Here is a 26,150-nt window from a genome sequence, read left to right as displayed (position 1 = left end):
CTTTAAAGGACGCCAAAGCTGTTTATCCTTGGGCTTTACAGCCGATCGGTTTTCCGCTATGATGTTTATATAGATTAAGGACCTGATGTAACTGGCGACGAGTGGGTGTAACCACAGTGGAGCATCGGGACATACGGCCGGTCGCCTGGGCAAAGAGCAACGTGATGCTGGAATTTCAGCATTCGGCTGCTCTTTTTTCGTGTTTCTGCCTGCTTTGGGTTATAATGAAGCTAATTATGGTTAGGAGGCGAAAGACAAGTGAAAGTTGCAGTTGGAGCAGATCATGCAGGAGTACGTTTGAAGGATGAATTAATCCGCTTTATTGAATCTCTTGGCCATCAGGTGGCCGACTTGGGCTGTCATTGTACGGATTCGGTCGACTACCCCGATTATGCGATTGCCGTGTGCGACCAAGTGGTGGCAGGGCAAGCGGATAAAGGTATTCTCATCTGTGGGACGGGAATCGGGATGTCGATTGCCGCGAACAAAGTGCCGGGCATTCGCTGTGCACTGGTGCACGATTTATTCTCGGCCAAGGCGACTCGCGAGCATAACGATACGAACGTGCTGGCGATGGGCGAGCGTGTGATCGGACCGGGGGTTGCTCAGGAAATTATTAAAGTATGGCTCGAAACCGACTTTTCCAACGGGGAACGCCATGCGAACCGTATTAATAAAGTGAAGGCGTTGGAAGACAAGTACGCGGTGCATCCTTAACTGCCAAATTGGGATGAAGGAGGCCTTTCACCTGTGACTACGACATCATCATCTGTACAAAATGACGCTTGGGATCTCTCAAGCCTTCGTTCCCAAACGGAGCAAGTGCTGAGAGAGCTGGTACAGGCCGGCCGCCTTGAAGCGGGTCAGCTTCTGGTTATAGGGACGAGCACCAGCGAGGTGCTTGGGCAGCATATCGGCACTTCCGGAACGGAGGAAGTCGCCAGGCACTTGTTTGCCGCTGTGGAGGCGGTACGGGCGGAAGTCGGATTTTATCCTGCGTTTCAATGCTGTGAGCATTTGAACCGGGCGCTTGTGGTAGAACGGGCTGCGATGCGGGAGTACAGACTGGAGCAGGTTTCGGTTATTCCGGTGCCGCGCGCAGGCGGTTCGATGGCATCCTACGCTTACAAGCATTTGCAGCAGGCCTGTGTGGTGGAGACGATTGAAGCTCACGCCGGGATCGATATTGGCGGTACGCTGATCGGCATGCACTTGAAGCGGGTAGCGGTGCCGCTGCGTCCTTCGATTCGGATGATCGGCCATGCCCCCGTACAGATGGCGTATACGCGTCCCAAGCTGATCGGGGGTGACAGAGCCGTGTATGTGCCTCAGGCCGATACGGTGTCGGGCGGCGATACTTGTGATTGATAATGAATTCACTCAAGCTATAGATGAAAGCATACTTAAGGAGGAATTATTGTGGAACAACTTCGTAATCAAGATCCTAAAATTGTAGAAGCTATGAATTTAGAGCTGGGTCGTCAACGTGACAAAATCGAGCTGATCGCATCCGAGAACTTCGTAAGCCAAGCCGTTCTTCAAGCTATGGGCACCGTTCTGACGAACAAATATGCGGAAGGCTACCCGGGCAAACGTTACTATGGCGGCTGTGAGTACGTTGATATCGTAGAAGATATTGCTCGCGATCGTGCAAAAGAACTGTTCGGTGCGGAGCACGCGAACGTACAGCCTCACTCCGGCGCCCAAGCGAACATGGCCGTTTATTTGGCTGCGCTGCAGCCTGGAGATACCGTGTTGGGGATGAACCTGGCACACGGTGGTCACTTGACGCACGGCAGCCCGGTGAACGCATCCGGTATTTTGTATAACTTCGTTGCTTACGGTGTCAAAGAGACGGATTCCCGCATCGACTACGACGATGTTCGCAAAGCAGCTTTCAAACATAAGCCTCGCCTGATCGTTGCCGGTGCAAGTGCATACCCGCGTACGATTGATTTTGAAGCATTGGCATCCATTGCGAACGATGTGGGCGCTCTGTTCATGGTCGATATGGCTCATATCGCCGGTTTGGTTGCTGCAGGCTTGCACCCGAACCCGGTGCCGCATGCACACTTTGTAACAACAACAACGCACAAAACATTGCGCGGTCCGCGCGGTGGTATGATTTTGTGCCGCAAGCCGTGGGCAGCAGCGATCGACAAAGCGGTCTTCCCAGGCTCCCAAGGCGGTCCTTTGATGCACGTCATTGCAGCGAAAGCCGTAGCACTGGGCGAAGCCCTGCAGCCTGATTTCAAAACTTACGCGCAAAACGTTGTAAACAACGCCAAGGCGTTGTCCGAAGCTTTGCTGTCCGAAGGCATTGACCTGGTTTCCGGCGGAACGGATAACCACTTGATGCTGATTGACCTGCGCAGCTTGAACATCAGCGGTAAAGATGCGGAGCATCTGCTGGACGAAGTCGGCGTGACTGTGAACAAAAACGCGATTCCGTTTGACCCGGCGAAGCCGATGGTAACCAGCGGTATTCGTGTAGGTACACCTGCGGCCACTTCCCGAGGCATGAACGAAGAAGCGATGAAAACGATCGCCAAAATCATTGCTCTGAGCTTGAAAAATCCGTCGGACACTGCCGTTCATGAGAAAGTACGCGGCATGGTGAAAGATTTGACTGCACAATTCCCTCTGTATCCAGGCTTGGGCTATTAATTAACGATATTTCGTGAAAAAGACGTTATGGGAGAGTCGATTCGCTTGCCGCGGTCGACTCTTTTTCAGTGCAACCCTACTCAGAATTCATCGTTTCGCCTTGCTTCCGGCTTCGCCTTTCTTTTCTGCAAACTTGTTAGGATAACCCATAGCAGTTGTGGTATAATAGTCAAGATTTGGCGTAATGAAGGCAAAGGGGACTAAAGTATGGGAAAAGTATTTGTGTGTGATCATCCGCTGATACAGCATAAGCTTACTTATATTCGGGATAAGTCGACGACGACCAAAGATTTCCGTGAGCTTGTCGATGAGGTGGCCACACTGATGGCTTATGAAATTACAAGAGAAATTCCGCTTCAAAAGGTGCAGGTTCAAACGCCTGTGGCTACAGCAGAATGCCGGACGATTTCCGGGCGGATGCTGGGGCTGATCCCGATTTTACGGGCAGGTCTTGGGATGGTGGACGGGATCCTGAAGCTCGTTCCTGCGGCAAAGGTCGGTCATATCGGGCTGTACCGCGATCCGCAAACGTTGGAGCCGGTGGAGTATTATGCGAAGCTGCCTACCGATGTGCAGGAGCGTGAGCTGATCGTCATCGATCCGATGCTAGCTACCGGAGGCTCTGCGAATGCGGCTATTGAAGCGCTGAAGCGCAGAAACTGCTCGCAGATCAAGCTGATGTGCCTGATTGCTGCGCCGGAAGGTGTACAAGCGGTACAGCAAGCGCATCCTGACGTCGATTTGTACGTTGCGGCTATAGATGATTATTTAGACGATCATGGGTATATTATTCCGGGCTTGGGTGACGCGGGTGACCGGTTATTCGGCACGAAATAGTTTGTAATTAGGTGAAGTCGGCTGCTATCCGAGGACATGAACAAGAGGGGGAACCTGTTGTGAGCAAAATTAAGGTGATTACCATTTTCGGTACCCGACCAGAAGCGACCAAGATGGCTCCGTTGGTGAAGGAACTGGAGAAATATCCGGAGCAGATTGAATCCATCGTCTGCGTAACGGCACAGCATAGGCAATTATTGGATCAAGTGCTTGATTTTTTCGCAATAAAGCCACAGTATGATCTTGATGTTATGAAGGATGGGCAGACGCTGAGCGAAGTTTCGGTTCGGGTTTTGCAAGGTCTGGATCCGGTGCTGAGGGAAGCTAAGCCGGATCTGATTCTTGTTCACGGCGATACCTCAACAACCTTTCTTGCCAGCTACGCGGCATTTATGCAGCAGATCAAAATCGGACATGTGGAAGCGGGTCTTCGCACTTGGAACAAGCTATCCCCTTACCCAGAGGAAATGAATCGCCAGCTGACAGGTGTAATGAGTGACCTGCACTTCGCACCAACCTCTTTGTCTGCAGACAACCTGCGCAGAGAGAACAAATCGGACGCAGGCATCTTCATTACCGGCAATACGGCGGTCGACCTGCTTTCCTACACGGTTCGGGAGAATTATCCGCATCCGGTACTTGAATGGGCAAAAGGCAAGCGATTGATTCTGATGACGGCACATCGTCGGGAATCACAGGGAGAACCGCACCGTCAAATTTTCCGCGCTGTTAAACGTTTGGCTGATGCATTCGATGATATCGCAATCGTCTATCCAGTTCATCCGAGCCCGGCCGTGAAAGGTCCGGCTTATGAATACCTGGACGGTCATCCGCGGATTAAATTGATTGATCCTCTCGATGTAGTCGATTTACACAATTTGTATCCTCACACGCACATGATCTTAACGGACTCTGGAGGTTTGCAGGAAGAGGCGCCATCCTTCGGCGTGCCCGTTTTGGTCTTGAGGGATACCACGGAGCGCCCGGAAGGGATCGACGCGGGCACTTTGGAGTTGGTAGGAACCGAGGAGGAGCATGTCTTTAACCGCGCTAGTGCCTTGTTGACTGATGCTGCTTTATACCAAAAAATGAGCCAGGCGGCTAACCCTTATGGGGATGGAAAAGCGTCCGAACGCATCGTCCAAGCCATCCTTTACCATTTTGGACAGGTTTCCGCAAGACCCGAGCCGTTCCAACCGTGACAATCTCATGACAAACGCTACACCATACAGTTGTACTGTTTGGTTTGAAACTCCCAAAAACCTTGGTACATCAACGTTTTTGGGAGATTTCCACACGGTTGTTTGGAAGTTACGACAATTGACAAACCTTGCATTGCTTCGTTACAATAAGTGAGGATTCTCAGGAGGGTGTTTATGAACCAACCAAACCGCAATGATAATCCCTGGCGGGCAGCCGCACTGACAAGCGCTATTGGAATCGATCTTGTCGTCTGTTTATTGGCAGGCTATTGGTTCGGAGATTGGCTCAGCCAAGTGCTTGGAGGGCAGTTGTGGGTACTGGGAGGCTTTTTGCTGGGTCTTGTGTCTGCGATCATAAGCATTTACTTCATGATTAAGCAATACGGAGGGCTATAATGGATGAGTTTTCGGCCCATCTGAAAACGGTTCAAAATGTGTTTTATTTCTTCCTTTCCTTTTGTTTGGTCATATGGGCAGTTTTTGTCGAATTTCGGCCTTACGCGGCAGGAGTTATGTTGGGCGCTTGTGCCAGCATGATCAATGCCAAGTATTTGGCATGGAAAATCCGGAAGCTGTCGGACAAAGTGATCGCCGCTTCGTCAGCGAAGCAAAAGGGTCCTTACAGAGGCAACATCGGTTTCTTGACGAGGGGGGCCATAGCAGCGCTTGCTGGCATTGCTGCCGTCCGGTATCCGCAGTATTTCTCTCTACCCACTACCATTGTCGGATACTTTTTCGTTCAATTGGCAACACTCGTATTGGGTATTATTTCTATTAAAAGATCCAAACCGCAGTAAGGAAGTACATTCATTCGTCGAAAGGGGTGAAATTGGAAAAGATGGAACATCATGCACCAGGGCTTGAGTTAGCTGGCATTCACTTCGATTTATCGGCTTTGCTTATGATCGGCGTGACCAGCATTTTCGTACTGATTCTCGCTATTGCGGGAGCTAGTAAAGCATCAGTAACGAATCCGTCCAAACTGCAAAACTTTATGGAGTGGGTCGTGGAGTTTGTAGAAGGCATCATTGGCAGCACCATCGGTGCGAAGCAAGGGAAGCCGTTTGTCGCGCTTGGCATGACGCTGATCATGTACATTTTTATCGGGAATATGCTGGGACTTCCGTTTTCACTAGTCACGGAGGATCACGTATCCTGGTGGAAGTCGCCGACAGCGGATATCGCAGTAACGGCAGCTTTGACCATTATCGTGTTCGTGCTCAGTCATTACTTGGGAATCACCCGGAATACGAAGCATTACTTTGCGCATTACTTTGAGTACAAAGGCTCGATGCTGATTCTTCACCTGATTGAATTGGTTTCGAAACCATTGACGCTCGCATTCCGTCTATACGGTAACATTTATGCAGGTGAAATCATGATTTCTGTCATCTTGGGGGCAGGTTGGTTCGGAGTTGTGCCTCTATTTGTATGGCAGGGCTTCAGTGTGTTCGTAGGTGCCATTCAGGCATTCGTATTTACGATGCTGACCATGGTTTATATCTCGCAAACGTTGATTCACGAAGAAGAAGGTCACTAAAAGCAAGACTTACCTCGGGAATGTCTCGAGTTATTTCATACAAAAAACTTTTCAAATTAAAGGGAGGATTTTCTCAATGGGAGCTTTAGCATTAGTAGCAGCAGCAATCGTATTTGGTTTGGGTGCACTTGGTGCAGGTATTGGTAACGGTTTGATCGTAGGTCGCGCTTTGGAAGGGATTTCCCGTCAACCTGAGCTTCGCGGTACTTTGCAAACAACAATGTTTATCGGTGTAGGTTTGGTAGAGGCAATGCCAGTCGTTGCTTTGGTTCTTGCGTTCATCTTGATGGGACGTGCTTAAGAAATCGTTTGGCGGGGACAGCTGTCTAAGGCTTCCACGCCTTCGTTTTGCCTACGCTATCAGAAGGGAGTGACGTTACTTGCATATTGAATGGTCCACTTTTTTTATTCAAATCGTAGCCTTCTTGATTCTGTATCTCTTGCTTCAAAAGCTTGCGTTCGGACCTTTGTTCGGCATGATGGAAAAACGCAGACAGCTCGTGAAGGATCAGATTCAAACGGCTGAAAATAGTCGCAAGCAAGCTGAGCAATTGTTAGAGGAGCAGAAACAAGCTCTTCAACAAACACGTAAAGAAGCGCATGACATTATCGAGCAAGCGAAACAAACGAGCACGAAACAAGCTGATGAGATTGTTGCAGCAGCCCGTGCCGAAGCAGCTCGTGTGAAAGAAGAAGCAGTTCGCGATATCGAGAACGAGAAGAATAAGGCGGTTGCCGCCCTTCGTAGTCAGGTTAGTGCGATGTCCGTTCTGATTGCTTCCAAAATTATCGAGAAGCAAATCGACGAAAAATCCCAAGAACAATTGGTTGAGCATTACCTCAAAGAGGTAGGAGGCAACCAATGAGCCAGGATACGATCGTAGCCAAAAGATATGCGAAAGCATTGTTCGAACTAGCCAAAGAACAAAACAAAATTGCTGCGGTGGAAGAAGAACTGAAATCCGTCGTTGCTATTTTGCAGGATAATACGGACTTCGAGAAGTTGATTAAACACCCGGGTCTTGGCATTGATGCGAAAAAAGCGTTGTTGAAAAATGTGTTCGAAAGCCAGCTTTCGGACATCACTTACAACACCTTGGTGCTTCTTGTCGAAAACGGCAGAGAAGAATTGCTGGATGCACTCGTGAACTATTTTGTTACGATTGCCAGCGATGTGCTCGGTCAAGCGCAGGCTACCGTTTACACGCCTGTGGAGCTGTCTGAAGCAGAGTTGAACCACATCTCCGCTACATTCAGCCAATTGACAAGTAAACAAATCCGTGTGGTATCGGTTCTCGATAAAAGCTTGCTCGGCGGTATTCAAGTCCGCATCGGCGACCGTCTGTATGACGGAAGTTTGTCCGGCAAGCTTGAGCGGTTACAAAAAACGTTGAATCAAACTCAAGCACTGTAGATAGGGGTGAGGAACTTTGAGTATCAGACCGGAAGAAATCAGCACGCTGATTAAACAGCAGATTGAACAATATAAATCCGACATTCAAGTCGTTGATGTAGGTACGGTCATTACAGTCGGTGACGGGGTTGCCCGTGCACACGGTCTGGAGAACGTAATGGCAGGGGAGCTGCTCGAGTTTCCTAACGGCGTTCTGGGCTATGCCTTTAACTTGGAGGAAAGCAACGTAGGTATCGTTATCTTGGGACCTTACACGGACATTCGTGAAGGCGACCAAGTGAAACGTACCGGTCGTATCATGGAGGTTCCTGTAGGTGAAGAATTGATCGGTCGCGTAGTTAACGCATTGGGTCAACCGGTTGACGGTAATGGTCCGCTTAACACGACACAATTCCGTCCTGTAGAATCCCCGGCACCTGGCGTTATGGCCCGTAAATCGGTTCATGAGCCAATGCAAACGGGTATCAAAGCGATCGACGCTATGATTCCTGTAGGTCGCGGTCAACGTGAGTTGATCATCGGTGACCGTCAAACAGGTAAGACGGCTATTGCCATCGATACCATCATCAACCAAAAAGGTAACGGCGTAAAATGTATTTACGTTGCTATCGGTCAAAAACAATCTACGGTTGTTAACGTAGTTGAAACCCTGCGTAAAGCAGGCGCGATGGATTACACCATCGTCGTTACGGCAAGTGCTTCCGAGCCTGCTCCAATGCTGTGGCTGGCACCGTATGCCGGCTGCGCAATGGGCGAGTACTTCATGTACAAAGGCGAGCACGTGTTGATCATCTATGATGACTTGACCAAACAAGCGGCAGCATACCGTGAGTTGTCCTTGCTGCTTCGCCGTCCACCGGGTCGGGAAGCTTATCCAGGGGACGTTTTCTACTTGCACTCCCGTTTGCTGGAGCGTTCCGCTAAGCTGAGTGATGAGCTTGGTTCGGGATCGATGACAGCATTGCCTTTCATCGAAACGCAAGCAGGTGACGTATCTGCCTACATTCCTACGAACGTAATCTCGATTACGGACGGTCAAATTTTCCTTGAGTCCGACCTGTTCTACTCCGGTCAACGTCCAGCGGTTAACGTTGGTATTTCCGTATCCCGGGTAGGTAGCTCCGCTCAAATTAAAGCGATGAAAAAAGTTGCCGGTACGCTGAAAACGGACCTCGCACAATACCGTGAGTTGGCTGCTTTCGCAGCGTTCGGTTCCGATTTGGATAGAGCGACGAAAACTCGTTTGAACCGCGGCCTTCGTACGCTGGAAATTCTGAAGCAAGGTGTTAACCAACCACTGTCGGTTGAGAAGCAAGTTATCTCGATCTACACGGTTGTAAGAGGACATCTGGACGAATTGCCTGTACAAGACATTCGTCGTTTTGAAGCAGAATTTTTGGCTTATGTTGAATCGAATCGTCCGGAAATTCTTCAAAGCATTCGTGATACCAAAGATTTGACAACGGATAACGAAAACGCATTGAAAGACGCGATTCAGCAGTTCCAAAAAGGCTTCGCTTCCTCTGCTGAGTAATTCAATACGTAAAAATACAGCCTCGGGCTTCTCTCCTGGAGAAGCTCGAGGTTCAAATAATGGTTGTTTGGATGATCTAGGTGTTATTAGGCTTTTCGAGTGAAGGCTTTTCTTAACGGGAAAGCTTCGGAGAGAGAGGTGAGCAAGCATGGCAAAAGGTATGCGCGAGATTAAGCGCCAGATCAAATCGGTACAGAATACGAAGCAGATCACGAAAGCGATGGAAATGGTCGCTGCGTCGAAGCTGAGAAGAGCCCAAGTAGCGGCTGAAGCTGCACGTCCTTACGCAGATAAGCTGAAGGAAGTGGTGGGCAGTATCGCTGCGGGCAGCAAGGGTGTGAAGCATCCGATGCTGCAAACCCGCGAAGTAAAGAAGACAGGATACCTTGTCGTTACTTCGGACCGCGGTTTGGCTGGTGGTTACAACTCCAACGTACTGCGTAGAGTAATGCAGGAAATTAGAGAAAACCACAGCTCGCCGAACGAGTATGCGATTTTCGTGATCGGAAGCAAAGGTAGAGATTATTTCCGCAACCGCAACATGGCAATTGTGAATGAGGTTGTCGGTCTTTCGGATTCTCCAAGCTTCTCCGATATCAAAGCGGTCGCTGCCTCCGCAGTGAAAAACTTTGAGAACGGTTCGTACGATAAGCTGTATCTGGTTTATAACAAATTTGTCAATGCGATTACTCAAGAACCAACAGTAAAACAGCTTTTGCCGTTGGCAGATATGGGTGGAGCAGCAGTTTCGAACTACGAGTATGAGCCTTCACCGGAAGGTGTACTGGAAGTGCTGCTGCCTAAATATGCGGAGACATTAATTTATAGTGCGGTATTGGAAGGTAAAGCAAGTGAATTCGGTGCTAGAATGACGGCCATGAGCAGTGCAACCAAAAATGCGACGAAGATGATCAGTACGTTGACTTTGGTATACAACCGTGCTCGTCAGGCAGCTATCACGCAAGAAATTTCGGAGATCGTTGCCGGTGCGAATGCACAAGGGTAGCATCCGGTAATCGCTTGCTCGCGAACCAGCTTTATTGTTCAATAAAGCCTAGTAGCGCTTACGAACAAAGTTTCGCAAAAGCAAGACTCGAAGGAGGAGAAAGCAGTGAGCAACAAAGGACGCGTTGTGAATATTACAGGTCCGGTTGTCGACATCGAGTTCGAGCGTGGACACCTGCCTGAGATTTTAAATGCGATTAAAATTGAGAAAAAAGCCGACAAAGCTGGCGAGCAGGATATCAAGCTGACAGTTGAAGTTGCTGTGCATTTGGGCGACAACTTGGTTCGTTGTATCGCTATGTCCACTACGGACGGTATGGTTCGTGGTTTGGAAGCGGTAGATACTGGCGCAGCGATTGCTGTACCTGTAGGTGCAGCTACATTAGGCCGCGTATTTAACGTATTGGGTGATCCGATCGACGGTAACGACGAAGTGGATCGTACACTGACTAGCCCGATCCACAAACCAGCTCCAACGTTCGAAAACTTGTCTACTCAAGTTGAGATCCTGGAAACGGGTATCAAAGTTATCGACTTGATGGCTCCATATGTTAAAGGCGGTAAAATCGGTCTGTTCGGTGGTGCCGGCGTAGGTAAAACCGTAACACTGCAAGAGTTGATCCATAACGTTGCCTCCGAGCTCGGCGGTATTTCCGTATTTGCCGGCGTTGGCGAAAGAACACGTGAGGGTAACGACTTGTACCACGAGATGACAGATTCCGGCGTTATTGACAAAACCGCGATGGTTTTCGGTCAAATGAACGAGCCTCCGGGTGCGCGTCTTCGTGTAGCTTTGACAGGCTTGACTATGGCGGAGTATTTCCGTGATGAAGAAGGCCGTGACGTACTTCTGTTGATCGATAACATCTTCCGTTTTACACAAGCGGGTTCCGAGGTTTCGGCCCTATTGGGACGTATGCCTTCCGCGGTAGGTTACCAGCCGACGCTGGCAACCGAGATGGGTCAATTGCAGGAGCGTATCACTTCCACGAAAAAAGGTTCCGTAACGTCGATTCAAGCAATCTACGTTCCTGCGGATGACTATACTGACCCGGCTCCGGCTACGGCGTTTGCTCACTTGGACGCAACGACGAACTTGGAGCGTGGTATTGCAGCGATGGGTATCTTCCCGGCGGTGGACCCATTGGCGTCCTCTTCCCGTGCTTTGACTCCGGAAATCGTTGGCGAAGAGCACTACAATGTAGCACAAAGCGTAAAAAGAATTTTGCAGCGCTACAAAGAATTGCTTGATATTATTGCAATCCTGGGTATGGACGAGTTGTCCGAGGAAGATAAGCTGGTTGTACTTCGCGCAAGACGGATTCAACTGTTCTTGTCCCAACCGCTTCACGTTGCCGAGGCGTTCAATGGTATTCCAGGCTTGGCCGTACCGGTTAAAGAAACCGTGCGCAGCTTCAAGGAAATCCTTGAAGGCAAACACGATACTTTGCCTGAGCCAGCTTTCCACAATGTGGGAACGATCGAGCAAGCCATCGAAAAAGCAAAAACTCTATAATAGAGCGTAAAGGTTCGCTGAACATTCCATCAGAGTGTTCAGCGAACTTATATGGATAGATAACGAAGCCGTTTATCCTTGATATAAAGTTAGCTTTCCTATCTAGGAAGGCTCTGTAACGCTTACGAAGTTAGCTTTCCTTACGGAAAGCTCTTAGGAGGAGTCCAAGTGAGTACTTTCCTGCTGGAAGTGGTAACACCTGAACGCAAAGTGTACGCGGAAGACGTGAACATGGTTAGCGTGAAAGGTGCAGAGGGAGAGCTTGGGATTCTGCCAAATCACATTCCTTTGGTCACTCCATTAAGAGTAGCCCCGATTACTGTAAAGAAGAACGGCAAAGACGAGCTTATCGCAGTAAATGGCGGTTTTATGGAAGTGCGTAAGGATAAAGTGGTTATTTTGGCAGAAAGTGCTGAGCTGCCTGGCCAAATCGATATCGATCGTGCTCAAGCAGCAAAAACTCGCGCAGAACAACGGTTGGCTGATCATAAGCAGGACAACGTTGATTTCAAACGTGCGGAGCTGGCTTTGCAAAGAGCTGTGAATCGTATTGAGGTTTTTGGTAGAAAATAAATAGTGCATTCGTATATAAAGCGAGGGAGCGTTGATTCCTTCGCTTTTTTTCATGGAAAGCGGGAAATGCGGTATACTATGGCAGGGATTTGCGTTACGGTTGGCGAAGGAATTATTAGACACCTATAATGCCTTTTGCTATAATTGGGGTGGTATATATTAACAGCAGCTATGTGTAAGATAAAGTTTATCATAGAATTGGACATTCGGGACTACAACTTGTGCGCGCTTACAAGTTTAACGAAACGAGCCTTCTAAGCCTAACTCATCTGCACATACAATGAGAATAAGCGGCTTTTCAATACGAAATGGGAGGCGAATCGTTCACGATGTACACGAACAGTTACGTGGTCGTTGCTATTTTTCTCATCTTGGGGGTGTTGCTTCCAATTGCAGCGCTTACAATAGGCCGTTGGCTGCGTCCGAATAAGCCGGTGGAAGAGAAATATACCACCTATGAGAGTGGTAACGAACCGGTAGGTGAAGGTCAGGTTCGGTTTAATATTCGCTACTATTTGTTTGCTTTGATGTTCGTTATTTTTGATGTTGAAACTGTATTTTTGTACCCTTGGGCCGTTGCGTATAAGCAATTAGGCTTGTTTGCGCTTGTAGAGATGTGTATTTTCATTGGCTTGCTGTTGGTTGGATTACTTTATGCCTGGAAAAAGAAGGTGCTGCAATGGAATTCAATTTAGAGTCAATTACACCGGAAGAAAGACAAGAGCTCGAGCGCAACGTATTTATGACGACTTTGGAGCAGGTCAAGGCCTGGGCACGAAGCAATTCGTTATGGCCGTTAACCTTTGGTCTCGCATGCTGTGCGATTGAGATGATGGGGACAGGAGCGTCGCATTATGACTTGGATCGCTTCGGCGTTATTTTCAGAACCTCCCCAAGGCAGTCCGATGTGATGATTGTGGCGGGTACCGTAACGAAAAAAATGGCCCCGCTGCTGCGGCGGTTATATGAACAAATGCCTGAGCCCAAATGGGTGATCGCGATGGGCTCCTGTGCAACGGCAGGCGGGCCTTATGTGAAGTCTTATGCTGTAGTCAAGGGGGTAGACCAGGTCGTACCGGTTGATGTGTACATTCCGGGCTGTCCGCCGAATCCTGCGGCACTCATCTACGGAATCAATAAGCTGCAGGAAAAAATCCGTTACGAAGCGAAAACCGGTAAGCAGGTGACGAATCGATGAGCGATGAGCAGAAGAAGGACGTGCCGCTGCAGCCGACAGCAGGGGATAGTGATCTAAAGGAGCCGCAGGCTCCCAAGTCGGGAGAAGGCGATTCAACCGCAGCGGCGGAAGCCAATGGAGCAGAGCCGGGCGAGACGAAGCCAACGCAGGCCAAACAGCCGGAGGAACAGGCAAGTCCTGAAGCGCAGGCGCATAAGGTAGAAAAGGCACCTCTCAGCGCAGACAGGGAAACGGAAGGGGCTTCGGCCCCCAAGGCCGCTAATACCGAGACAAAAGAGTCTCAGTCTCAAGAGAGCTCAAGTGCGGCTTCTGCCGATGAGGAGAAGGAAGCTAAGGCTAAAGCCGCGGCGGAAGCGCGTGCTGCACGAGCCAGCGCCAGGGCGAAGAAGCCTGAGGCGGAGGAGGATGCGGGTCCTAAGGAGCCGTCGCCTAACCAGCCGCGGTTGGATCGTGCTGTACAAATCTTAAAGACTGAGCTCGGAGAAGATTCCGTGGAAGAAGCTTTTATAAATGAGAGGGATGCTCATCTTCCTTACCTTGTCGTGAAGAATGACAAATGGCTTGAAGCTGCCCAGCTGCTGAGGGACCACGAGGAATTGAAGCTGAACTATTTGCGAAATGTATCGGGGATCGATCAAGAGACGCACATGGAGGTCGCTTACCACTTGCTGTCACTGGATTCGAAGCATGAATATTGCGTCAAGGTGAAGACGCCGAGAGATACATCGTCCATCCCGTCCGTTACCTTCATTTGGCCGACGGCGAATTGGAACGAGCGCGAGATCTACGATCTATTGGGTATTGATTTCCCGGGGCATCCGGACATGAGAAGAATTATGATGTCTGACGATTGGGTCGGCCATCCGCTGCGCAAAGACTATGAACCGCTTGACCCGGAGGTGTAAGTCTTTTGATTAGAACGGAAGAGTTGCTGTTGAATGTAGGACCCCAGCATCCGAGCACCCACGGGGTATTTCGGATCGTAGTGAAGCTGGACGGGGAAGTGATTACGGAAGCGGATCCGGTGATGGGCTACCTGCACCGCGGCACGGAGAAACTGGCGGAAAATTTAAATTACACCCAAATCATTCCATACACCGACCGGATGGACTATGTCTCAGCGATGACCAATAACTATGTTTTGGTGCATGCCGTAGAGAAGCTGATGCAGCTGGAGATTCCGGAGCGCGCCGAGTTTTTGCGTCTTATTGTGATGGAACTGCAGCGGATCGCGAGTCATATGGTATGGTGGGGAACTTATTTGCTCGATATCGGGGCGATGAGTCCGTTTCTGTTCGCATTCAGGGATCGGGAGATTATTATCAATCTGTTCAATGAACTGTGTGGCGCTCGGCTGACCTACAACTATATGCGTGTGGGCGGTGTGAAATGGGATGCACCGGACGGCTGGATCGAGAAGGTTCGCCAGTTCATTCCTTACATGCGGGATAAGCTGGATGAGTACAATGACCTCGTGAGTGGTAATGAAATCTTTCTGGCGAGGATCCGGGGGATTGGGAAATATGATGCCGAGACGGCTATTGCCTACGGATTAAGCGGAGCGAATCTGCGGTGCACGGGAGTGCCATGGGATATTCGAAAAACTCAACCCTACAGCTTGTACGACCGCTTTGAATTCGACGTTCCGGTAGGGACGAATGGTGACTGCTACGACAGGTACCTCTTGAGGTTTGAAGAGATGCGGCAGTCCCTGCGCATTTTGGAGCAGGCTGTGGAGCAATTTCCGGCGGAGGGCGAAATTATGGGCAAGGTGCCCCGTGTGCTGCGTGCCCCCGAAGGGGAAGTCTACGCTGGCATCGAGTCGCCCCGTGGTGAAATCGGCTGCTACATTGTGTCCAAAGGCAAGGATAAGCCGTACCGGTTAAAATTCCGCAGGCCTTCATTTGTGAACCTGCAAATTTTGCCGAAGCTGTTGGTAGGAGAAACGATGACGAATTTGATCACCATCCTCGGAGGGATTGACATTGTCGTCGGGGAGGTGGACTGCTGATGGTTGAATTGCTGCAGCAGCAGCTGACGTGGACGAACTTCGCTATACTTTTTGCTTGGGGCGTCGTCATGCTGCTCGTTATTCTGGGGTTCGTCACGTATGCGATTTATTTTGAGCGGAAAGTTATCGGTTGGATGCAGCTGAGGATTGGACCGAACCGTACGGGCCCCCTGGGACTGCTCCAGAGCGTAGCCGACGTTACCAAGCTGCTCATCAAGGAAGATACGATCCCGCGCAAGGCCGAACGGGAGCTGTTCATTCTTGCACCGGTCATCACGTTTATTCCTTCGTTTGCGGTTTGTGCGGTCATTCCTTTTACGGATAAGCTCATGAGCACGAATATGAATGTGGGTCTGCTGTATTATGTTGCCTTGTCAGGCATCTCAACGATTGGTATCGTGCTTGGGGGCTGGGCATCGAATAACAAATATGCTTTGTTGGGTGGTATGAGATCGGCTGCGCAGATGATCAGCTATGAAATTCCGCTTGTTATTTCCGTCATCGGTGTTATTATGACGAGCGGCAGTCTGAACCTGAACGTGATTGCCCAACAGCAGGCAGGCGGCTTCTGGCACTGGAACTTCCTGCCGCAGATTATCGGCTTCGTCGTATTCGTCATTGCAGGCGTCTCAGAGCTGAATCGTACGCCCTTTGACTTGCCTGAGGCGGAATCCGAGCTGGTTGCAGGCTACCATGTAGAGTACAGCGGCTTCCGATTTGCTTTCTTCATGCTCGCCGAGTACGTCTATGTGTTCGCTATCGCAGGTTTGACAACGACACTGTTCTTGGGAGGATGGCATGCGCCGTTCCCGTTCCTTGATTTTATTCCAGGGATCGTCTGGTTTGTACTGAAATTCGCGGCGATCGTGTTCTTCCTGTTCTGGATTCGTGCCACGCTGCCACGGATTCGTGTCGATCAACTGATGGGTTTAGGCTGGAAAGTGCTGCTTCCGCTGGCGCTTGTGAATATTTTCGTAACAGCAATTTACATGAGTATCGGGCCGATGCTGTCGGTATATTTTTATAAATAAGCTAGTTCGACCTGGACGAAACGAGTCCGATTCCTATAGAACCGGCAAGTCGTTACTCCTTGAATCATGCACTGGAAAAGGGTGAAAAGCTCATGAAAGGCATAGTCAAAGGCCTCGGTGTTACCCTGAAAGCCATGACCCAGAAAAAAGTAACCTATGCCTACCCGGATGTTCCTTTAGAAATGCCGGATCGGTTTAGGGGAATTCAGCATTTTGACCCGGATAAATGTATCGTGTGTAATCAATGCGCCCGCATTTGCCCGACGGAATGCATTACATTGACAGGGAAGGCGAATCCCGACCCGGAGAAAAAGGGTAAGGTTATCGACACGTACGATATTAATTTCGAAATCTGTATTTTGTGCGACTTGTGTACGGAGGTTTGTCCGACAGAGGCGATTGTCATGACGAACAATTTCGAGCTCAGCACGTACAGCAGGGATGACTTGTTCAAGAACCTGCAATGGCTGAATGAGAATAACGAGAATGTAAGGCAGGAGAACAACTCTGCGCTTCCGAAAGGTGGGGCGAAGTAAATGTTTGGAAACATTGCTTCTTTCTTATCCAGCGGTGAGAATATTGCGTTCTTTGTCTTTGCGCTTATGGCCATTGGGGGAGCCATCTTCATGATCAGCTTCAACAAGGTCGTACATATGGTTCTGGCGCTGGCGTTAACTTTTATTAGTATGGCAGGGCTGTACGTCGTACTGAGTGCTGAGTTTGTAGCCTTCGTGCAAGTGCTGATCTATGCAGGGGCCATCTCGATTCTGATGATCTTCGGAATTATGATGACGAAGCATCAAGGGGAAGAGGAGGAGCTGAAACGGCCGGTGCACAACGTCCTCCTGTTTATTGGGGCGGCGGCATTGTTCGGCGTTTTGTTTTACTGCATTCAGAACGTTACTTTGCCTGCAGGACAGTTTAAGGCGGCAGAGGACAATACGCTGGAAATCGGTAAGCTTCTGTTTAATGAGCATGTCATTCCATTCGAGCTGATGTCGGTACTGCTGACGGTAGCGTTTATCGGCGCCATCGTCATCGCAAAGAGAGAGGAGGACTAGTATGGGAGCTGGATTGGCAACACCCTATTTGACCTTGGCGGCGATTTTATTTTGTATTGGGCTGTACGGGGCATTGGCCAAAAAAAGTGCCATTATCGTTCTGCTTTCGGTCGAGCTGATGCTCAATGCGGTGAACTTGAATCTGGTGGCGTTCTCCAAGCTGGGTGTGTCGCCCAATTTGACGGGGCAAATTTTCTCGCTCTTCAACATCACGATTGCAGCGGCTGAGGTAGCGGTCGGCATCGCGATTCTCATCACGCTCTATCGGATTAAAGGGACAACGGACGTGAATGAAATCGATTCGTTAAAAAGATAAGCAAGCTTGTCGCCCGACAAGCTTAGCCGTGCTTTCGAAGTGAGCTTGCATGATAAGCTTAGCTGACGCTTTCGATGAGAGCTTGTCACACGACAAGCTTTAAGGAGGACAAAAACTGATGATATCGGCTTACTCGCAGTATGCCTGGCTTATTCCGTTGTTTCCGCTGCTTGCCTTTCTACTCCTGACGGCAATGGGACGCCAACTGAAGGAAGCAGGCATCTACATCAGCATTATTGCGACATTCGCATCGTTTGTCGTGGCGCTGCTGATCTTTGTGGAACGATGGGGCGGACAAATCGAGGATTACACGTGGAACAAATTGACGTGGATCCATTTGGACACAGTTTCGCTTTCCATGGGATTTGAAGTTACCAATTTGAATGCCCTGATGCTCGTTATCGTTACGTTGGTTAGCTTGCTGGTCAACCTGTACTCCAAGGGGTATATGCATGGGGATGAACGAATCCATGTATTTTTCGCTTACATTGCGCTGTTCACCTTCTCGATGCTGGGACTCGTCATTTCGGAGAACCTGCTGGAGCTGTATATTTTCTGGGAGCTCGTCGGTGTCTGCTCGTTTTTGCTGGTCGGTTTCTGGTATTTCAAGCCGGAGGCCAGAGCTGCAGCCAAGAAGGCATTTATCGTGACACGGATCGGAGACGTTGGTCTGCTGATTGCCATTTTGCTGCTGTTTTGGGCTATGCCCAACCACGCGCTTGATTTCAGTTCCATACATAATGCTTTTACGAGTGGAAAAATATCCGGGAGCATGGCCACCTGGATCGCCATACTCATTTTCGTCGGCGCGGTGGGCAAGTCGGGGCAATTTCCGCTGCATACCTGGCTTCCAGATGCAATGGAAGGTCCAACGCCAATCAGTGCGTTGATCCACGCGGCCACAATGGTTGCGGCAGGTGTCTACCTCGTTGCACGTACCTTCGATATTTTTCAAGCATCACCGACCGCCCTTATGGTAGTCGCTGCCATAGGCGGCTTTACGGCGATATTCGCGGCAACGATCGGTACCGCTCAAAATGACATTAAGCGAATTCTCGCTTACTCTACCGTCAGCCAACTGGGGTATATGATGATGGCGCTCGGTATCGGCACTTCCGTTGCCTACACGGCGGGGATTTTCCACCTTTTCACACATGCATTTTTTAAAGCACTGCTGTTTTTGGGAGCCGGTAGCGTGATCCATGCTGTACATACGCAGGATATTCACGAAATGGGCGGTATCGGCAGCAAAATGAAGGTAACAGCATGGACGTTCGGTATCGGCGCCTTAGCCTTGTCGGGGATTCCGCCGTTATCGGGGTTCTGGTCCAAGGATGCCATTTTGGCCGAGGCATACAGTCACAACATGATTTTATTCTGGGTAGGCTTGATCGCTGCATTTTTCACGGCATTTTATATGTCGCGGCTCTATTTCCTTGTGTTCCTAGGCAAGCCGAGGCACCAAGCCCATGTACATGAATCTCCGGCGACCATGACCTTGCCGCTGATTGTTTTAGCTGTCCTCGCTGTGGTAGCTGGTTTCGTGTTTACGCCGTTTAGCCCTTGGTTAGGCGCTTGGTTAACCGGTCATGCAGAGGAAGAGCATGTAAATGCGGTCGTCATGATTTTATCGACGCTCGCTGGTCTGCTTGGCATTGGTCTCGGGTACTTGGTCTATGTTAAAAAATCAATTTCAAGCGATGCAGTCTCAAGCCGTGCGCCATGGCTGTATCGTCTGCTCAACCGCAAATATTATATCGATGAAATGTATCGGACGGTAATCGTGCAGCCGCTGCGGATTTTTGGCAATGTGCTCGCTCTATTCGATACTTACGTCGTCGATGGCGTCGTGAAGCTGGCCAGCTTATCTGTTGTAGGCATCGGAAGACTGGGGTCCCGGCTGCAGAACGGTCAAGTCCAATCCTACGGCTTGGCTACGGTATTCGGGTTGTTAGGCTTGGTGATCCTGGCCTTGGCGGCCATCGCCGTAAGGAGGTTCATCCATGCAGGATAGTTCGCACATCTTATCGCTCATCACGTTCTCTCCTCTGCTCGGCGTGCTGGTGCTGCTGTTCATGCCGAAGCAGCAAGGATTATGGATCAAGACGATTGCTATTATTACCACTTTGATCCCCCTTGGATTGTCGGCTTGGCTGTATTCGGCCTTCAACCAGCAGCTCGAAGGCATGCAGTTTAAGGAGGAAATGAACTGGATCACGGTTCCACTCAATCATGAGGCGCAGGGGCTAAATCAACTGACCTCGTTCTTCCTCCAATTCAAATATACGATGGCGATTGACGGCTTGTCGCTGCCGCTCGTTTTCCTGACGGCGCTGGTAGCGACCATGGCGGCACTTGCCTCCGTATACATAAAAAAGCGCTGGAAATCGTATTATATCTGGTTTCTGCTGCTGGAAACGGGTATGTTTGGCGTATTTATGGCCCAGGATCTGTTCTTGTTCTTCGTCTTTTTCGAGGTTACGCTCATTCCTATGTTCTTTCTTATCGGAATCTGGGGTTACATGGAACGCGAAAGAGCCGCAAACAAGTTTCTGATTTATAACGGAATCGGTTCCGCTATTATGCTGATTGCGTTCTTCATTTTGGTTACTACGGCCGGTTTCGGACAGGTATCCAATGATAGCGGCATGTCCATTTTTTACAGCGGGGATTTGAGTGTCATCTCCAGCCATCTGTTTGGGGAAGGCTCGTATGTAAATCAGCCGAATGTGGAGGGGGGCAACCCGTTCTTCCTGAGCGACCCGATGAAATGGACGCTGTTCATCATGCTTCTTGTAGCGTTCGGCATCAAGCTTCCGATTTTCCCGTTCCACACCTGGATGCTGAAGGTGCATACCGAGGCGCCTCCATCCGTTGTAATGATTCACTCGGGTATTTTGCTTAAAATGGGAGCTTACGGGTTCATCCGATTCGGGGTGCTGCTGTTTCCTCAGCAGGCGACGCAATGGGCGACCGTGCTGGCGATTCTTGGAGTGATCAATATTCTTTACGGGGCGATACTGGCCTTGGTACAGAAGGATTTCAAGCTTGTGCTGGCGTACTCGAGTATTAGCCATATGGGCATTGTCCTGCTCGGCATTGCAGCCTTTAATACGATCGGTTTGCAGGGGGCGGTATTCCAGCTCGTATCCCACGGATTGATTTCGGCGCTTATGTTTCTGCTGGTTGGAGCCATCTATGAGCGGACACAGACGACGATGCTGGACCAGTTAGGCGGTCTGGCCGGTAAAATTCCGTTTATTGCAGGAATCCTGCTCGTCTCCGGTATGGCTTCGCTGGGGCTGCCTGGTTTATCCGGCTTTATCAGTGAATTCCTCGCCTTCGTGGGATTGTTCCAGACAAGTAAAGTGATCACGGTGATCGCAACATTGGGAGTGATCCTCACGGCAGTCTATGTGCTTCGCGGGGTACTGAGCATCACATACGGACCACTGAAGATACAGACGGAGACGATGAAGGATGCGAGATTGATCGAAGCGATACCGATGATTACTCTCGTTGCTTTTATTGTTGTATTGGGGATTTATCCAACAGTGCTGAGCGCTCCGCTGCAGCAAACGGTCAACAGCTTTGATCAATTCATTCAAACCGTCGCGAAGATAGGGGGTTAGACCGGTGGAACAATTACGTCTCCAATGGAGCGATATCGGAATCATGGCGCCGGAGCTGACTCTGGTCATCGCAGCGGTAGTCTTGTCTGTGCTTGATCTGCTGCTGCCCAAGCAAACGAACCGGACGGCGCTTAGCTGGCTGTCTTTAATCAGCATCATCGTTTCCGTCTTTTTTGTCATAAGCAATCTGAATCCGGCGGAGCCCAAGCAGTTACTTAACTTCAGCTACCGGATTGATGATTTTGCGAATATCATGAAGCTGATTCTTCTAACCGGAGCGGGCCTGGTCACTTTTATGAGCGTCGGTTCCGTCAAGGAAGCGGAAGTACCGCATATTGGAGAGTATTATTATTTACTGCTCCCTGCTACGCTTGGCGGCATGATAATGGCTTCATCCGGTGATTTGATCACGCTGTATGTCGGGCTGGAGCTGCTCAGCATTACGTCGTACATTTTGGTAGCCATGCGTAAAAAGGACCTGCGCTCCAATGAAGGTGCCTTTAAATATATTGTGCTAGGCGGCATCTCCTCAGCTATTATATTGTACGGCATGTCCTTCCTTTATGGGATGTCAGGGTCAACCAGTATTCCTGAAATCAATTCGGCATTAGGTGAACATGCGGATACCATGCTGCCATTTCTGTATTTGTCCTTCTTTCTGCTGCTGGCGGGCTTCGGCTTTAAGGTAGCCGCATCCCCGTTCCACATGTGGGCGCCGGACGTATATCAAGGGGCAGCTACACCGGTGACTGCATTCCTGGCCGTCGTATCCAAAGGTGCAGCCTTTGCAATATTATTCCGCGTCATGTACGGTGTCTTTGCTATCGGTTCGTTAATGAGCCTGCCATTCCACCAGGATGTACTACTTGCACTTATGGTAGTGGCGGCACTTGCAATGATCGTTGGGAATTTCACCGCGTTAAGGCAAACGAATTTAAAGCGGCTGTTGGCTTATTCCGGTATTGCGAACTCAGGCTACCTGCTGGTGCCGATTGCCGCCCAATTCTCTATGGTGCATTACTCCAATTTCTCGGAGTTCGCTTTTTATCTCATCGCCTACCTGTTCATGAATATCGGTATCTTCGCAGTTTTGATGATTATCGAGCATTCAACGGGAGATGAGCAAATTGGCGGCCTGGCCGGCTTGTATTACCGGGCGCCATGGACAGCTGCGGCAACAGTGCTGCTGGTTCTTTCATTGGCAGGTCTCCCCTTGTCGGGAGGATTTTTCGGTAAACTGTTTATTTTGTTAGGCATACTGGCTACACAGCATTATTGGTTGGCCGCTGTGATGATGCTGACCAGCGTCGTATCATTTTACTACTACTTCGGGTTTATCCGGCAAATGTTCCTGCGCTCGGATTTTGAATCGAAAGAAGTGCGGGTTCCGCTTCCGCTCGGTATTACCCTTTGGGTATGTGCCGGTATCAGTGTGCTGCTCGGTATCATCCCGCACGTCGTGTTAGGGTGGATCGATCGTATTTTCTCATTAACCCAAGATTTATTTTTCCTCAGTTAAGCCGTTCGTTCCCGCCAATTTAAGTAAGGGCCCCCCATGGGGGTCTTAAGCCCGGCAGACCGCAGCAGTTGCGGCATGTCCGGGCTTTTTTGCGCGGCTGCCTCATGTATTTCCATGCTGTGCTGCTGGGTCTAGAACATATGTTTGGCATCTGCGAGATAAGGGGGATGGCTCTCCTTGTCTGAAAAAGGGAAGGGTGCCAACGCGCGCGAAAATCCCAGGTGCGTGTAGTCGCTCTGCATGTCGGTCGGTCGAACATCCATGCCGCTCACGGCCTGCTCACTTTTATTCCCGATAGGGACTGTTTGTGAGGGGATGGATGCGGGTAATGAGTTGTAATTCCGGAAGCACATGCGGCAGTACCAATGTTGAAAATGAAAGCGGAATCTTTTTAAAGAATCAAAGATGGGCTTGGGAGTGTATGCGTCTGACCTCATAACGTTCATAAAACATCCATTATTTACTTCTTTCTATTGTTCAGATTTAGCAGGGAATTGTAGTATGGTTATAGAATCAAGTAAAGCTATGAAATCAGCGTAAAGGAAGCATGGACATGAGGCAGACAAAGGGTGCAAAGCTCCTTGTTCACTGGATTGTAGGAGTCGTCCTGCTGTTTGTATTTGCAGGATCGGCGGGGGCGCAACAACGAGCCGTCCAAGTGGCAGCTGTGGCGGACGACCCTTTTGGCGAGAAACAATCGTACTTACAGCAAATTCACGTAAATGAAGCTTGGGACGTGGCGAAAGGCAATACGAATATAATTATTGCTGTCGTCGACACGGGGGTTGACTTGAGTCACCCGGATCTGCAGCCGAATTTAATAAATGGAATCAATCTGATTAGCCCGAAGCTTCTGCCAAGGGATGATAATGGGCATGGAACGAATGTCGCCGGCGTACTTGCAGCTGCTACGAATAACGATAAAGGGGTATCCGGCATCTTGTGGAATGCGAAGATTATGCCGATAAAAGCGCTGGAATCGGATGGCTCGGGCGGTGAAGCCAAGCTTGGTGAAGGCATTCGTTACGCCGTAGATCATGGGGCCAAAATTGTCGTTTTGTCCTTGGGGCTAAACAAATATTCCACTTACATGAGCGATATCGTAAAGTACGCGGAGGATCACGATGTTCTGCTTGTCGCGGCTACCGGCAACGAAGGTAACCGTGTGAAGTACCCTGCGGCGTACCCTACGGTCTTGGCTGTAGGGGGAATGACGGCGGAACGAACCGCAGACAACCGCTCTAATACCGGACCGGAGGTTGATCTGGTGGCGCCATGGGATGTATTTACTACAGCGCTGGGCGGGTCCTATGAGTATAAGGACGGTACCTCCATGGCAGCGCCCCAGGTAGCGGCCGTTGCGGCCCTGGCCTGGAGCAAGTATCCGGACTTCAAAGCTTACCAGATCCGGCAGCTGCTGCGCCAAACCGCAGACGATTTGGGCTCTCCCGGCTGGGATGCATCGACAGGCTACGGCCTGCTGCGGGCAGACCGGGCATTGAGTGAAATGCCGCTGCTGGACATGTACGAGCCGAACAACCGGAAGGATCAGGCGAAGCCGGTTTCCATCAGCAAAACGATCTCCGCTTCGTTTAGCGGGGGATCGGATCAGGACTGGTTCGCCTTTGATGCTTCTTATAATGGCACGGTGAGAATAACCTTCCAGCAGGAAAGTGGACAATCCATTACAGTTCAGCATACGGATGCCTCCGGCGCTTTCACCAGTCAAACGGTAGGACCGGGGGAAGCAGCCGTTCTTCCTGTGACGAAGGGACGCAGCTACCTGCAGCTGCAGCTCGGCAACCGCAACTTCAAAGGGGAAGCGGCGTATCAGATGACGACCTCCTTTGATATTTACCGCGATCCGTTCGAGGATAACGACAAGCAGTATAAAGCTTCGGTGCTGCCTTCCCGCAGCCAGACGATCAAGGGAACGTTTCACCAGCAAAACGATCAGGACTGGTTCGAATTTCGGGTGATGCAGTCCGGAACGCTGAACATCCGCTTATCAACGGATACGGCGAGAATCGATCCGGTGCTTTTTGTCCAAAAGCAGGGAGAGAAGTCGGTTACCATTGACGACGGAGAAGACGGGGCAAGCGAAAATTTGCAGCTCTCTGAGGTATTCCCGGGAAGCTACTACATTAAAGTGAGCAACGTAAAGGAGTATCCATATCCTGTTACCGGAGAGTATTATTTAACGATAGAATATGATGCGAAGCAGATCGATCCGAACGAACCGAACAATCGATCCTATCAAGCGACAACGGTATCCCTGAACACAGAATACGATGGGCTTATGGATAAGGCCGACGATGTGGATTGGTTCCAATTCCCGTTGTCCGGTGACAGTCTGGTCCAAGTGGATGTATCGGATATTCCGTCCGGCATCGAGATGGGAGCCACTCTTTACGACGGCAGTATGCGTCCGATCACCAACAGCTCCAGCGGCTATGCCCTACAGCTGCGGCAGCGGCTGGGCACAGGAAATTATTATCTTAAGCTCGGAGCGAGCGGAGCGTTCGATCACCATATGTATCGATTGATAGTAGGTGTCAAACCGCTAGTTGGCGGATATGCTGATATTAACGGGCATTGGGCGATGGATAATATTTTAGCCATGAGCGACAAGCAAGTGATCAATGGGTATGACGATTATACGTTCCGTCCGAACCATGCGATTACCCGTGCCGAAGCTACAACGCTTTTGAGCAGAGCGCTTAATTTATCGAAGCAGAAGGGGATCTACTACACAGATCTCGCACCCGATCACTGGGCTTATCCGTATATTGCCCGCGCTGCCCAAAGCGGAATTGTCGACGGGTACCCTGACGGCTCGTTCGCGCCGGACCAGCCGGTCAGCCGTATGGAGATGATCTCGATGATAGCCAAAGGGTTGAATAAGACGGGAAAACGGCGCGGAGCGAATCCTTTTACCGATGTGGATGATAATTATTGGGGCACGCCAATTTTGAAGCAAATGAAGGCGGAGGGCTGGATTGACGGCTATGCGGATGGAAGCTTCCGTCCGGACCAGCAGGCATCCCGAGCCGAGTTCGTATCGATGCTGGCCAAAATGCTGCCTTAACAAGCA

At 50.1% G+C, this 26,150-nt stretch carries 27 protein-coding genes and 1 riboswitch; all 27 genes read left to right on the top strand.

All coding sequences use genetic code 11. The features are described 5' to 3' along the window. Positions 1-77: 77 nt before the first annotated feature. A riboswitch (ZMP/ZTP riboswitch) is annotated at positions 78-158 on the top strand. A 100-nt stretch (positions 159-258) separates the two neighbouring features. The 27 genes from rpiB (at position 259) to CF651_RS10710 (ending at position 26,144) form a co-directional block, all read left to right on the top strand. Next, the gene (gene rpiB / locus CF651_RS10840; protein WP_094014874.1) at positions 259-717 is read left to right on the top strand and encodes a ribose 5-phosphate isomerase B; all 459 of its coding nucleotides are present in this window, start codon (positions 259-261) and stop codon (positions 715-717) included. Between the two features lie 33 nt (positions 718-750). Then, entirely contained in the window at positions 751-1,368 is a 618-nt protein-coding gene (locus tag CF651_RS10835) for a TIGR01440 family protein (protein ID WP_094014873.1), read from the top strand. Between the two features lie 51 nt (positions 1,369-1,419). Continuing rightward, the gene (glyA, locus tag CF651_RS10830) at positions 1,420-2,667 is read left to right on the top strand and encodes a serine hydroxymethyltransferase (RefSeq protein WP_144029042.1); all 1,248 of its coding nucleotides are present in this window, start codon (positions 1,420-1,422) and stop codon (positions 2,665-2,667) included. 207 nt (positions 2,668-2,874) lie between these two features. Next, a complete protein-coding gene (gene upp, locus CF651_RS10825; protein WP_094014871.1) occupies positions 2,875-3,504 on the top strand; it encodes a uracil phosphoribosyltransferase in 630 nt (209 codons plus the stop codon). A 59-nt stretch (positions 3,505-3,563) separates the two neighbouring features. Further along, on the top strand, positions 3,564-4,706 hold the full coding sequence (gene wecB, locus CF651_RS10820) for a non-hydrolyzing UDP-N-acetylglucosamine 2-epimerase (protein ID WP_094014870.1): 1,143 nt from the start codon (positions 3,564-3,566) through the stop codon (positions 4,704-4,706). 174 nt (positions 4,707-4,880) lie between these two features. Next, the gene (locus CF651_RS10815; protein WP_094014869.1) at positions 4,881-5,102 is read left to right on the top strand and encodes an AtpZ/AtpI family protein; all 222 of its coding nucleotides are present in this window, start codon (positions 4,881-4,883) and stop codon (positions 5,100-5,102) included. Beyond that, positions 5,102-5,503, top strand: a complete 402-nt coding sequence (locus tag CF651_RS10810; protein WP_094014868.1) for an ATP synthase subunit I — start codon at positions 5,102-5,104, stop codon at positions 5,501-5,503. The genes CF651_RS10815 and CF651_RS10810 overlap by 1 nt, the downstream gene beginning before the upstream one ends. A 41-nt stretch (positions 5,504-5,544) precedes the next feature. Then, positions 5,545-6,246: a F0F1 ATP synthase subunit A gene (gene atpB, locus CF651_RS10805; RefSeq protein ID WP_094014867.1), complete on the top strand. Its 702-nt coding sequence runs from the start codon at positions 5,545-5,547 to the stop codon at positions 6,244-6,246. A gap of 76 nt (positions 6,247-6,322) precedes the next feature. Continuing rightward, entirely contained in the window at positions 6,323-6,547 is a 225-nt protein-coding gene (gene atpE, locus CF651_RS10800) for a F0F1 ATP synthase subunit C (RefSeq protein ID WP_076233548.1), read from the top strand. 79 nt (positions 6,548-6,626) lie between these two features. Next, the gene (gene atpF, locus CF651_RS10795) at positions 6,627-7,112 is read left to right on the top strand and encodes a F0F1 ATP synthase subunit B (protein WP_094014866.1); all 486 of its coding nucleotides are present in this window, start codon (positions 6,627-6,629) and stop codon (positions 7,110-7,112) included. Continuing rightward, positions 7,109-7,660 (top strand): F0F1 ATP synthase subunit delta, encoded by a 552-nt coding sequence (locus CF651_RS10790; protein ID WP_094014865.1) that lies wholly within the window; start codon positions 7,109-7,111, stop codon positions 7,658-7,660. Before atpF ends, CF651_RS10790 begins: the two co-directional genes overlap by 4 nt. Before the next feature lie 16 nt (positions 7,661-7,676). Next, positions 7,677-9,194: a F0F1 ATP synthase subunit alpha gene (atpA, locus tag CF651_RS10785; protein WP_094014864.1), complete on the top strand. Its 1,518-nt coding sequence runs from the start codon at positions 7,677-7,679 to the stop codon at positions 9,192-9,194. A gap of 148 nt (positions 9,195-9,342) precedes the next feature. Then, the gene (gene atpG / locus CF651_RS10780; RefSeq protein ID WP_094014863.1) at positions 9,343-10,200 is read left to right on the top strand and encodes an ATP synthase F1 subunit gamma; all 858 of its coding nucleotides are present in this window, start codon (positions 9,343-9,345) and stop codon (positions 10,198-10,200) included. Positions 10,201-10,305: 105 nt separating this feature from the next. Then, a complete protein-coding gene (gene atpD, locus CF651_RS10775) occupies positions 10,306-11,715 on the top strand; it encodes a F0F1 ATP synthase subunit beta (RefSeq protein ID WP_094014862.1) in 1,410 nt (469 codons plus the stop codon). Positions 11,716-11,883: 168 nt separating this feature from the next. Further along, on the top strand, positions 11,884-12,288 hold the full coding sequence (locus CF651_RS10770; RefSeq protein ID WP_094014861.1) for a F0F1 ATP synthase subunit epsilon: 405 nt from the start codon (positions 11,884-11,886) through the stop codon (positions 12,286-12,288). Between the two features lie 329 nt (positions 12,289-12,617). After that, positions 12,618-12,983, top strand: a complete 366-nt coding sequence (locus CF651_RS10765; protein WP_094014860.1) for an NADH-quinone oxidoreductase subunit A — start codon at positions 12,618-12,620, stop codon at positions 12,981-12,983. Continuing rightward, positions 12,968-13,486 (top strand): NuoB/complex I 20 kDa subunit family protein, encoded by a 519-nt coding sequence (locus tag CF651_RS10760; RefSeq protein WP_094014859.1) that lies wholly within the window; start codon positions 12,968-12,970, stop codon positions 13,484-13,486. The genes CF651_RS10765 and CF651_RS10760 overlap by 16 nt, the downstream gene beginning before the upstream one ends. Next, positions 13,483-14,391, top strand: coding sequence for an NADH-quinone oxidoreductase subunit C (locus tag CF651_RS10755; protein WP_094014858.1), 909 nt, complete (start codon positions 13,483-13,485; stop codon positions 14,389-14,391). Before CF651_RS10760 ends, CF651_RS10755 begins: the two co-directional genes overlap by 4 nt. A gap of 5 nt (positions 14,392-14,396) precedes the next feature. Next, positions 14,397-15,497 carry an NADH-quinone oxidoreductase subunit D gene (locus CF651_RS10750; RefSeq protein ID WP_094014857.1) on the top strand — a complete coding sequence of 367 codons (1,101 nt, stop codon included), beginning with the start codon at positions 14,397-14,399 and terminating at the stop codon, positions 15,495-15,497. After that, positions 15,497-16,528 carry an NADH-quinone oxidoreductase subunit NuoH gene (gene nuoH / locus CF651_RS10745; protein WP_094014856.1) on the top strand — a complete coding sequence of 344 codons (1,032 nt, stop codon included), beginning with the start codon at positions 15,497-15,499 and terminating at the stop codon, positions 16,526-16,528. Before CF651_RS10750 ends, nuoH begins: the two co-directional genes overlap by 1 nt. A gap of 92 nt (positions 16,529-16,620) precedes the next feature. Beyond that, positions 16,621-17,064, top strand: coding sequence for an NADH-quinone oxidoreductase subunit NuoI (gene nuoI, locus CF651_RS10740; RefSeq protein ID WP_094014855.1), 444 nt, complete (start codon positions 16,621-16,623; stop codon positions 17,062-17,064). After that, complete coding sequence (locus CF651_RS10735; RefSeq protein ID WP_094014854.1) at positions 17,065-17,589, top strand: NADH-quinone oxidoreductase subunit J; 525 nt, start codon at positions 17,065-17,067, stop codon at positions 17,587-17,589. A 1-nt stretch (position 17,590) separates the two neighbouring features. Next, positions 17,591-17,905: an NADH-quinone oxidoreductase subunit NuoK gene (nuoK, locus tag CF651_RS10730; protein WP_094014853.1), complete on the top strand. Its 315-nt coding sequence runs from the start codon at positions 17,591-17,593 to the stop codon at positions 17,903-17,905. A 118-nt stretch (positions 17,906-18,023) separates the two neighbouring features. Beyond that, a complete protein-coding gene (nuoL, locus tag CF651_RS10725; protein ID WP_094014852.1) occupies positions 18,024-19,919 on the top strand; it encodes an NADH-quinone oxidoreductase subunit L in 1,896 nt (631 codons plus the stop codon). Next, on the top strand, positions 19,909-21,537 hold the full coding sequence (locus CF651_RS10720; protein WP_094014851.1) for a complex I subunit 4 family protein: 1,629 nt from the start codon (positions 19,909-19,911) through the stop codon (positions 21,535-21,537). The genes nuoL and CF651_RS10720 overlap by 11 nt, the downstream gene beginning before the upstream one ends. A 43-nt stretch (positions 21,538-21,580) precedes the next feature. After that, positions 21,581-23,056, top strand: coding sequence for an NADH-quinone oxidoreductase subunit N (locus tag CF651_RS10715; protein WP_094014902.1), 1,476 nt, complete (start codon positions 21,581-21,583; stop codon positions 23,054-23,056). Positions 23,057-23,609: 553 nt separating this feature from the next. Further along, positions 23,610-26,144 carry a S8 family peptidase gene (locus CF651_RS10710; protein ID WP_094014850.1) on the top strand — a complete coding sequence of 845 codons (2,535 nt, stop codon included), beginning with the start codon at positions 23,610-23,612 and terminating at the stop codon, positions 26,142-26,144. Positions 26,145-26,150 lie beyond the last annotated feature (6 nt).

The organism is Paenibacillus rigui (assembly GCF_002234615.1).
GTDB lineage: Bacteria > Bacillota > Bacilli > Paenibacillales > NBRC-103111 > Paenibacillus_S > Paenibacillus_S rigui.
This window is presented reverse-complemented; position numbering and strand designations above follow the sequence as displayed.

What these genes read in the sequence shown, in the direction of transcription:
- upp (WP_094014871.1), top strand. Translation starts at nt 2,875, where the DNA reads ATGGGAAAAGTATTTGTGTGTGATCATCCGCTGATACAGCATAAGCTT.
- CF651_RS10815 (WP_094014869.1), top strand. Translation starts at nt 4,881, where the DNA reads ATGAACCAACCAAACCGCAATGATAATCCCTGGCGGGCAGCCGCACTG.
- CF651_RS10810 (WP_094014868.1), top strand. Translation starts at nt 5,102, where the DNA reads ATGGATGAGTTTTCGGCCCATCTGAAAACGGTTCAAAATGTGTTTTAT.
- atpB (WP_094014867.1), top strand. Translation starts at nt 5,545, where the DNA reads ATGGAACATCATGCACCAGGGCTTGAGTTAGCTGGCATTCACTTCGAT.
- atpE (WP_076233548.1), top strand. Translation starts at nt 6,323, where the DNA reads ATGGGAGCTTTAGCATTAGTAGCAGCAGCAATCGTATTTGGTTTGGGT.
- CF651_RS10790 (WP_094014865.1), top strand. Translation starts at nt 7,109, where the DNA reads ATGAGCCAGGATACGATCGTAGCCAAAAGATATGCGAAAGCATTGTTC.
- atpG (WP_094014863.1), top strand. Translation starts at nt 9,343, where the DNA reads ATGGCAAAAGGTATGCGCGAGATTAAGCGCCAGATCAAATCGGTACAG.
- CF651_RS10765 (WP_094014860.1), top strand. Translation starts at nt 12,618, where the DNA reads ATGTACACGAACAGTTACGTGGTCGTTGCTATTTTTCTCATCTTGGGG.
- CF651_RS10760 (WP_094014859.1), top strand. Translation starts at nt 12,968, where the DNA reads ATGGAATTCAATTTAGAGTCAATTACACCGGAAGAAAGACAAGAGCTC.
- CF651_RS10755 (WP_094014858.1), top strand. Translation starts at nt 13,483, where the DNA reads ATGAGCGATGAGCAGAAGAAGGACGTGCCGCTGCAGCCGACAGCAGGG.
- nuoH (WP_094014856.1), top strand. Translation starts at nt 15,497, where the DNA reads ATGGTTGAATTGCTGCAGCAGCAGCTGACGTGGACGAACTTCGCTATA.
- nuoI (WP_094014855.1), top strand. Translation starts at nt 16,621, where the DNA reads ATGAAAGGCATAGTCAAAGGCCTCGGTGTTACCCTGAAAGCCATGACC.
- CF651_RS10735 (WP_094014854.1), top strand. Translation starts at nt 17,065, where the DNA reads ATGTTTGGAAACATTGCTTCTTTCTTATCCAGCGGTGAGAATATTGCG.
- nuoK (WP_094014853.1), top strand. Translation starts at nt 17,591, where the DNA reads ATGGGAGCTGGATTGGCAACACCCTATTTGACCTTGGCGGCGATTTTA.
- nuoL (WP_094014852.1), top strand. Translation starts at nt 18,024, where the DNA reads ATGATATCGGCTTACTCGCAGTATGCCTGGCTTATTCCGTTGTTTCCG.
- CF651_RS10720 (WP_094014851.1), top strand. Translation starts at nt 19,909, where the DNA reads ATGCAGGATAGTTCGCACATCTTATCGCTCATCACGTTCTCTCCTCTG.
- CF651_RS10715 (WP_094014902.1), top strand. Translation starts at nt 21,581, where the DNA reads ATGGCGCCGGAGCTGACTCTGGTCATCGCAGCGGTAGTCTTGTCTGTG.
- CF651_RS10710 (WP_094014850.1), top strand. Translation starts at nt 23,610, where the DNA reads ATGAGGCAGACAAAGGGTGCAAAGCTCCTTGTTCACTGGATTGTAGGA.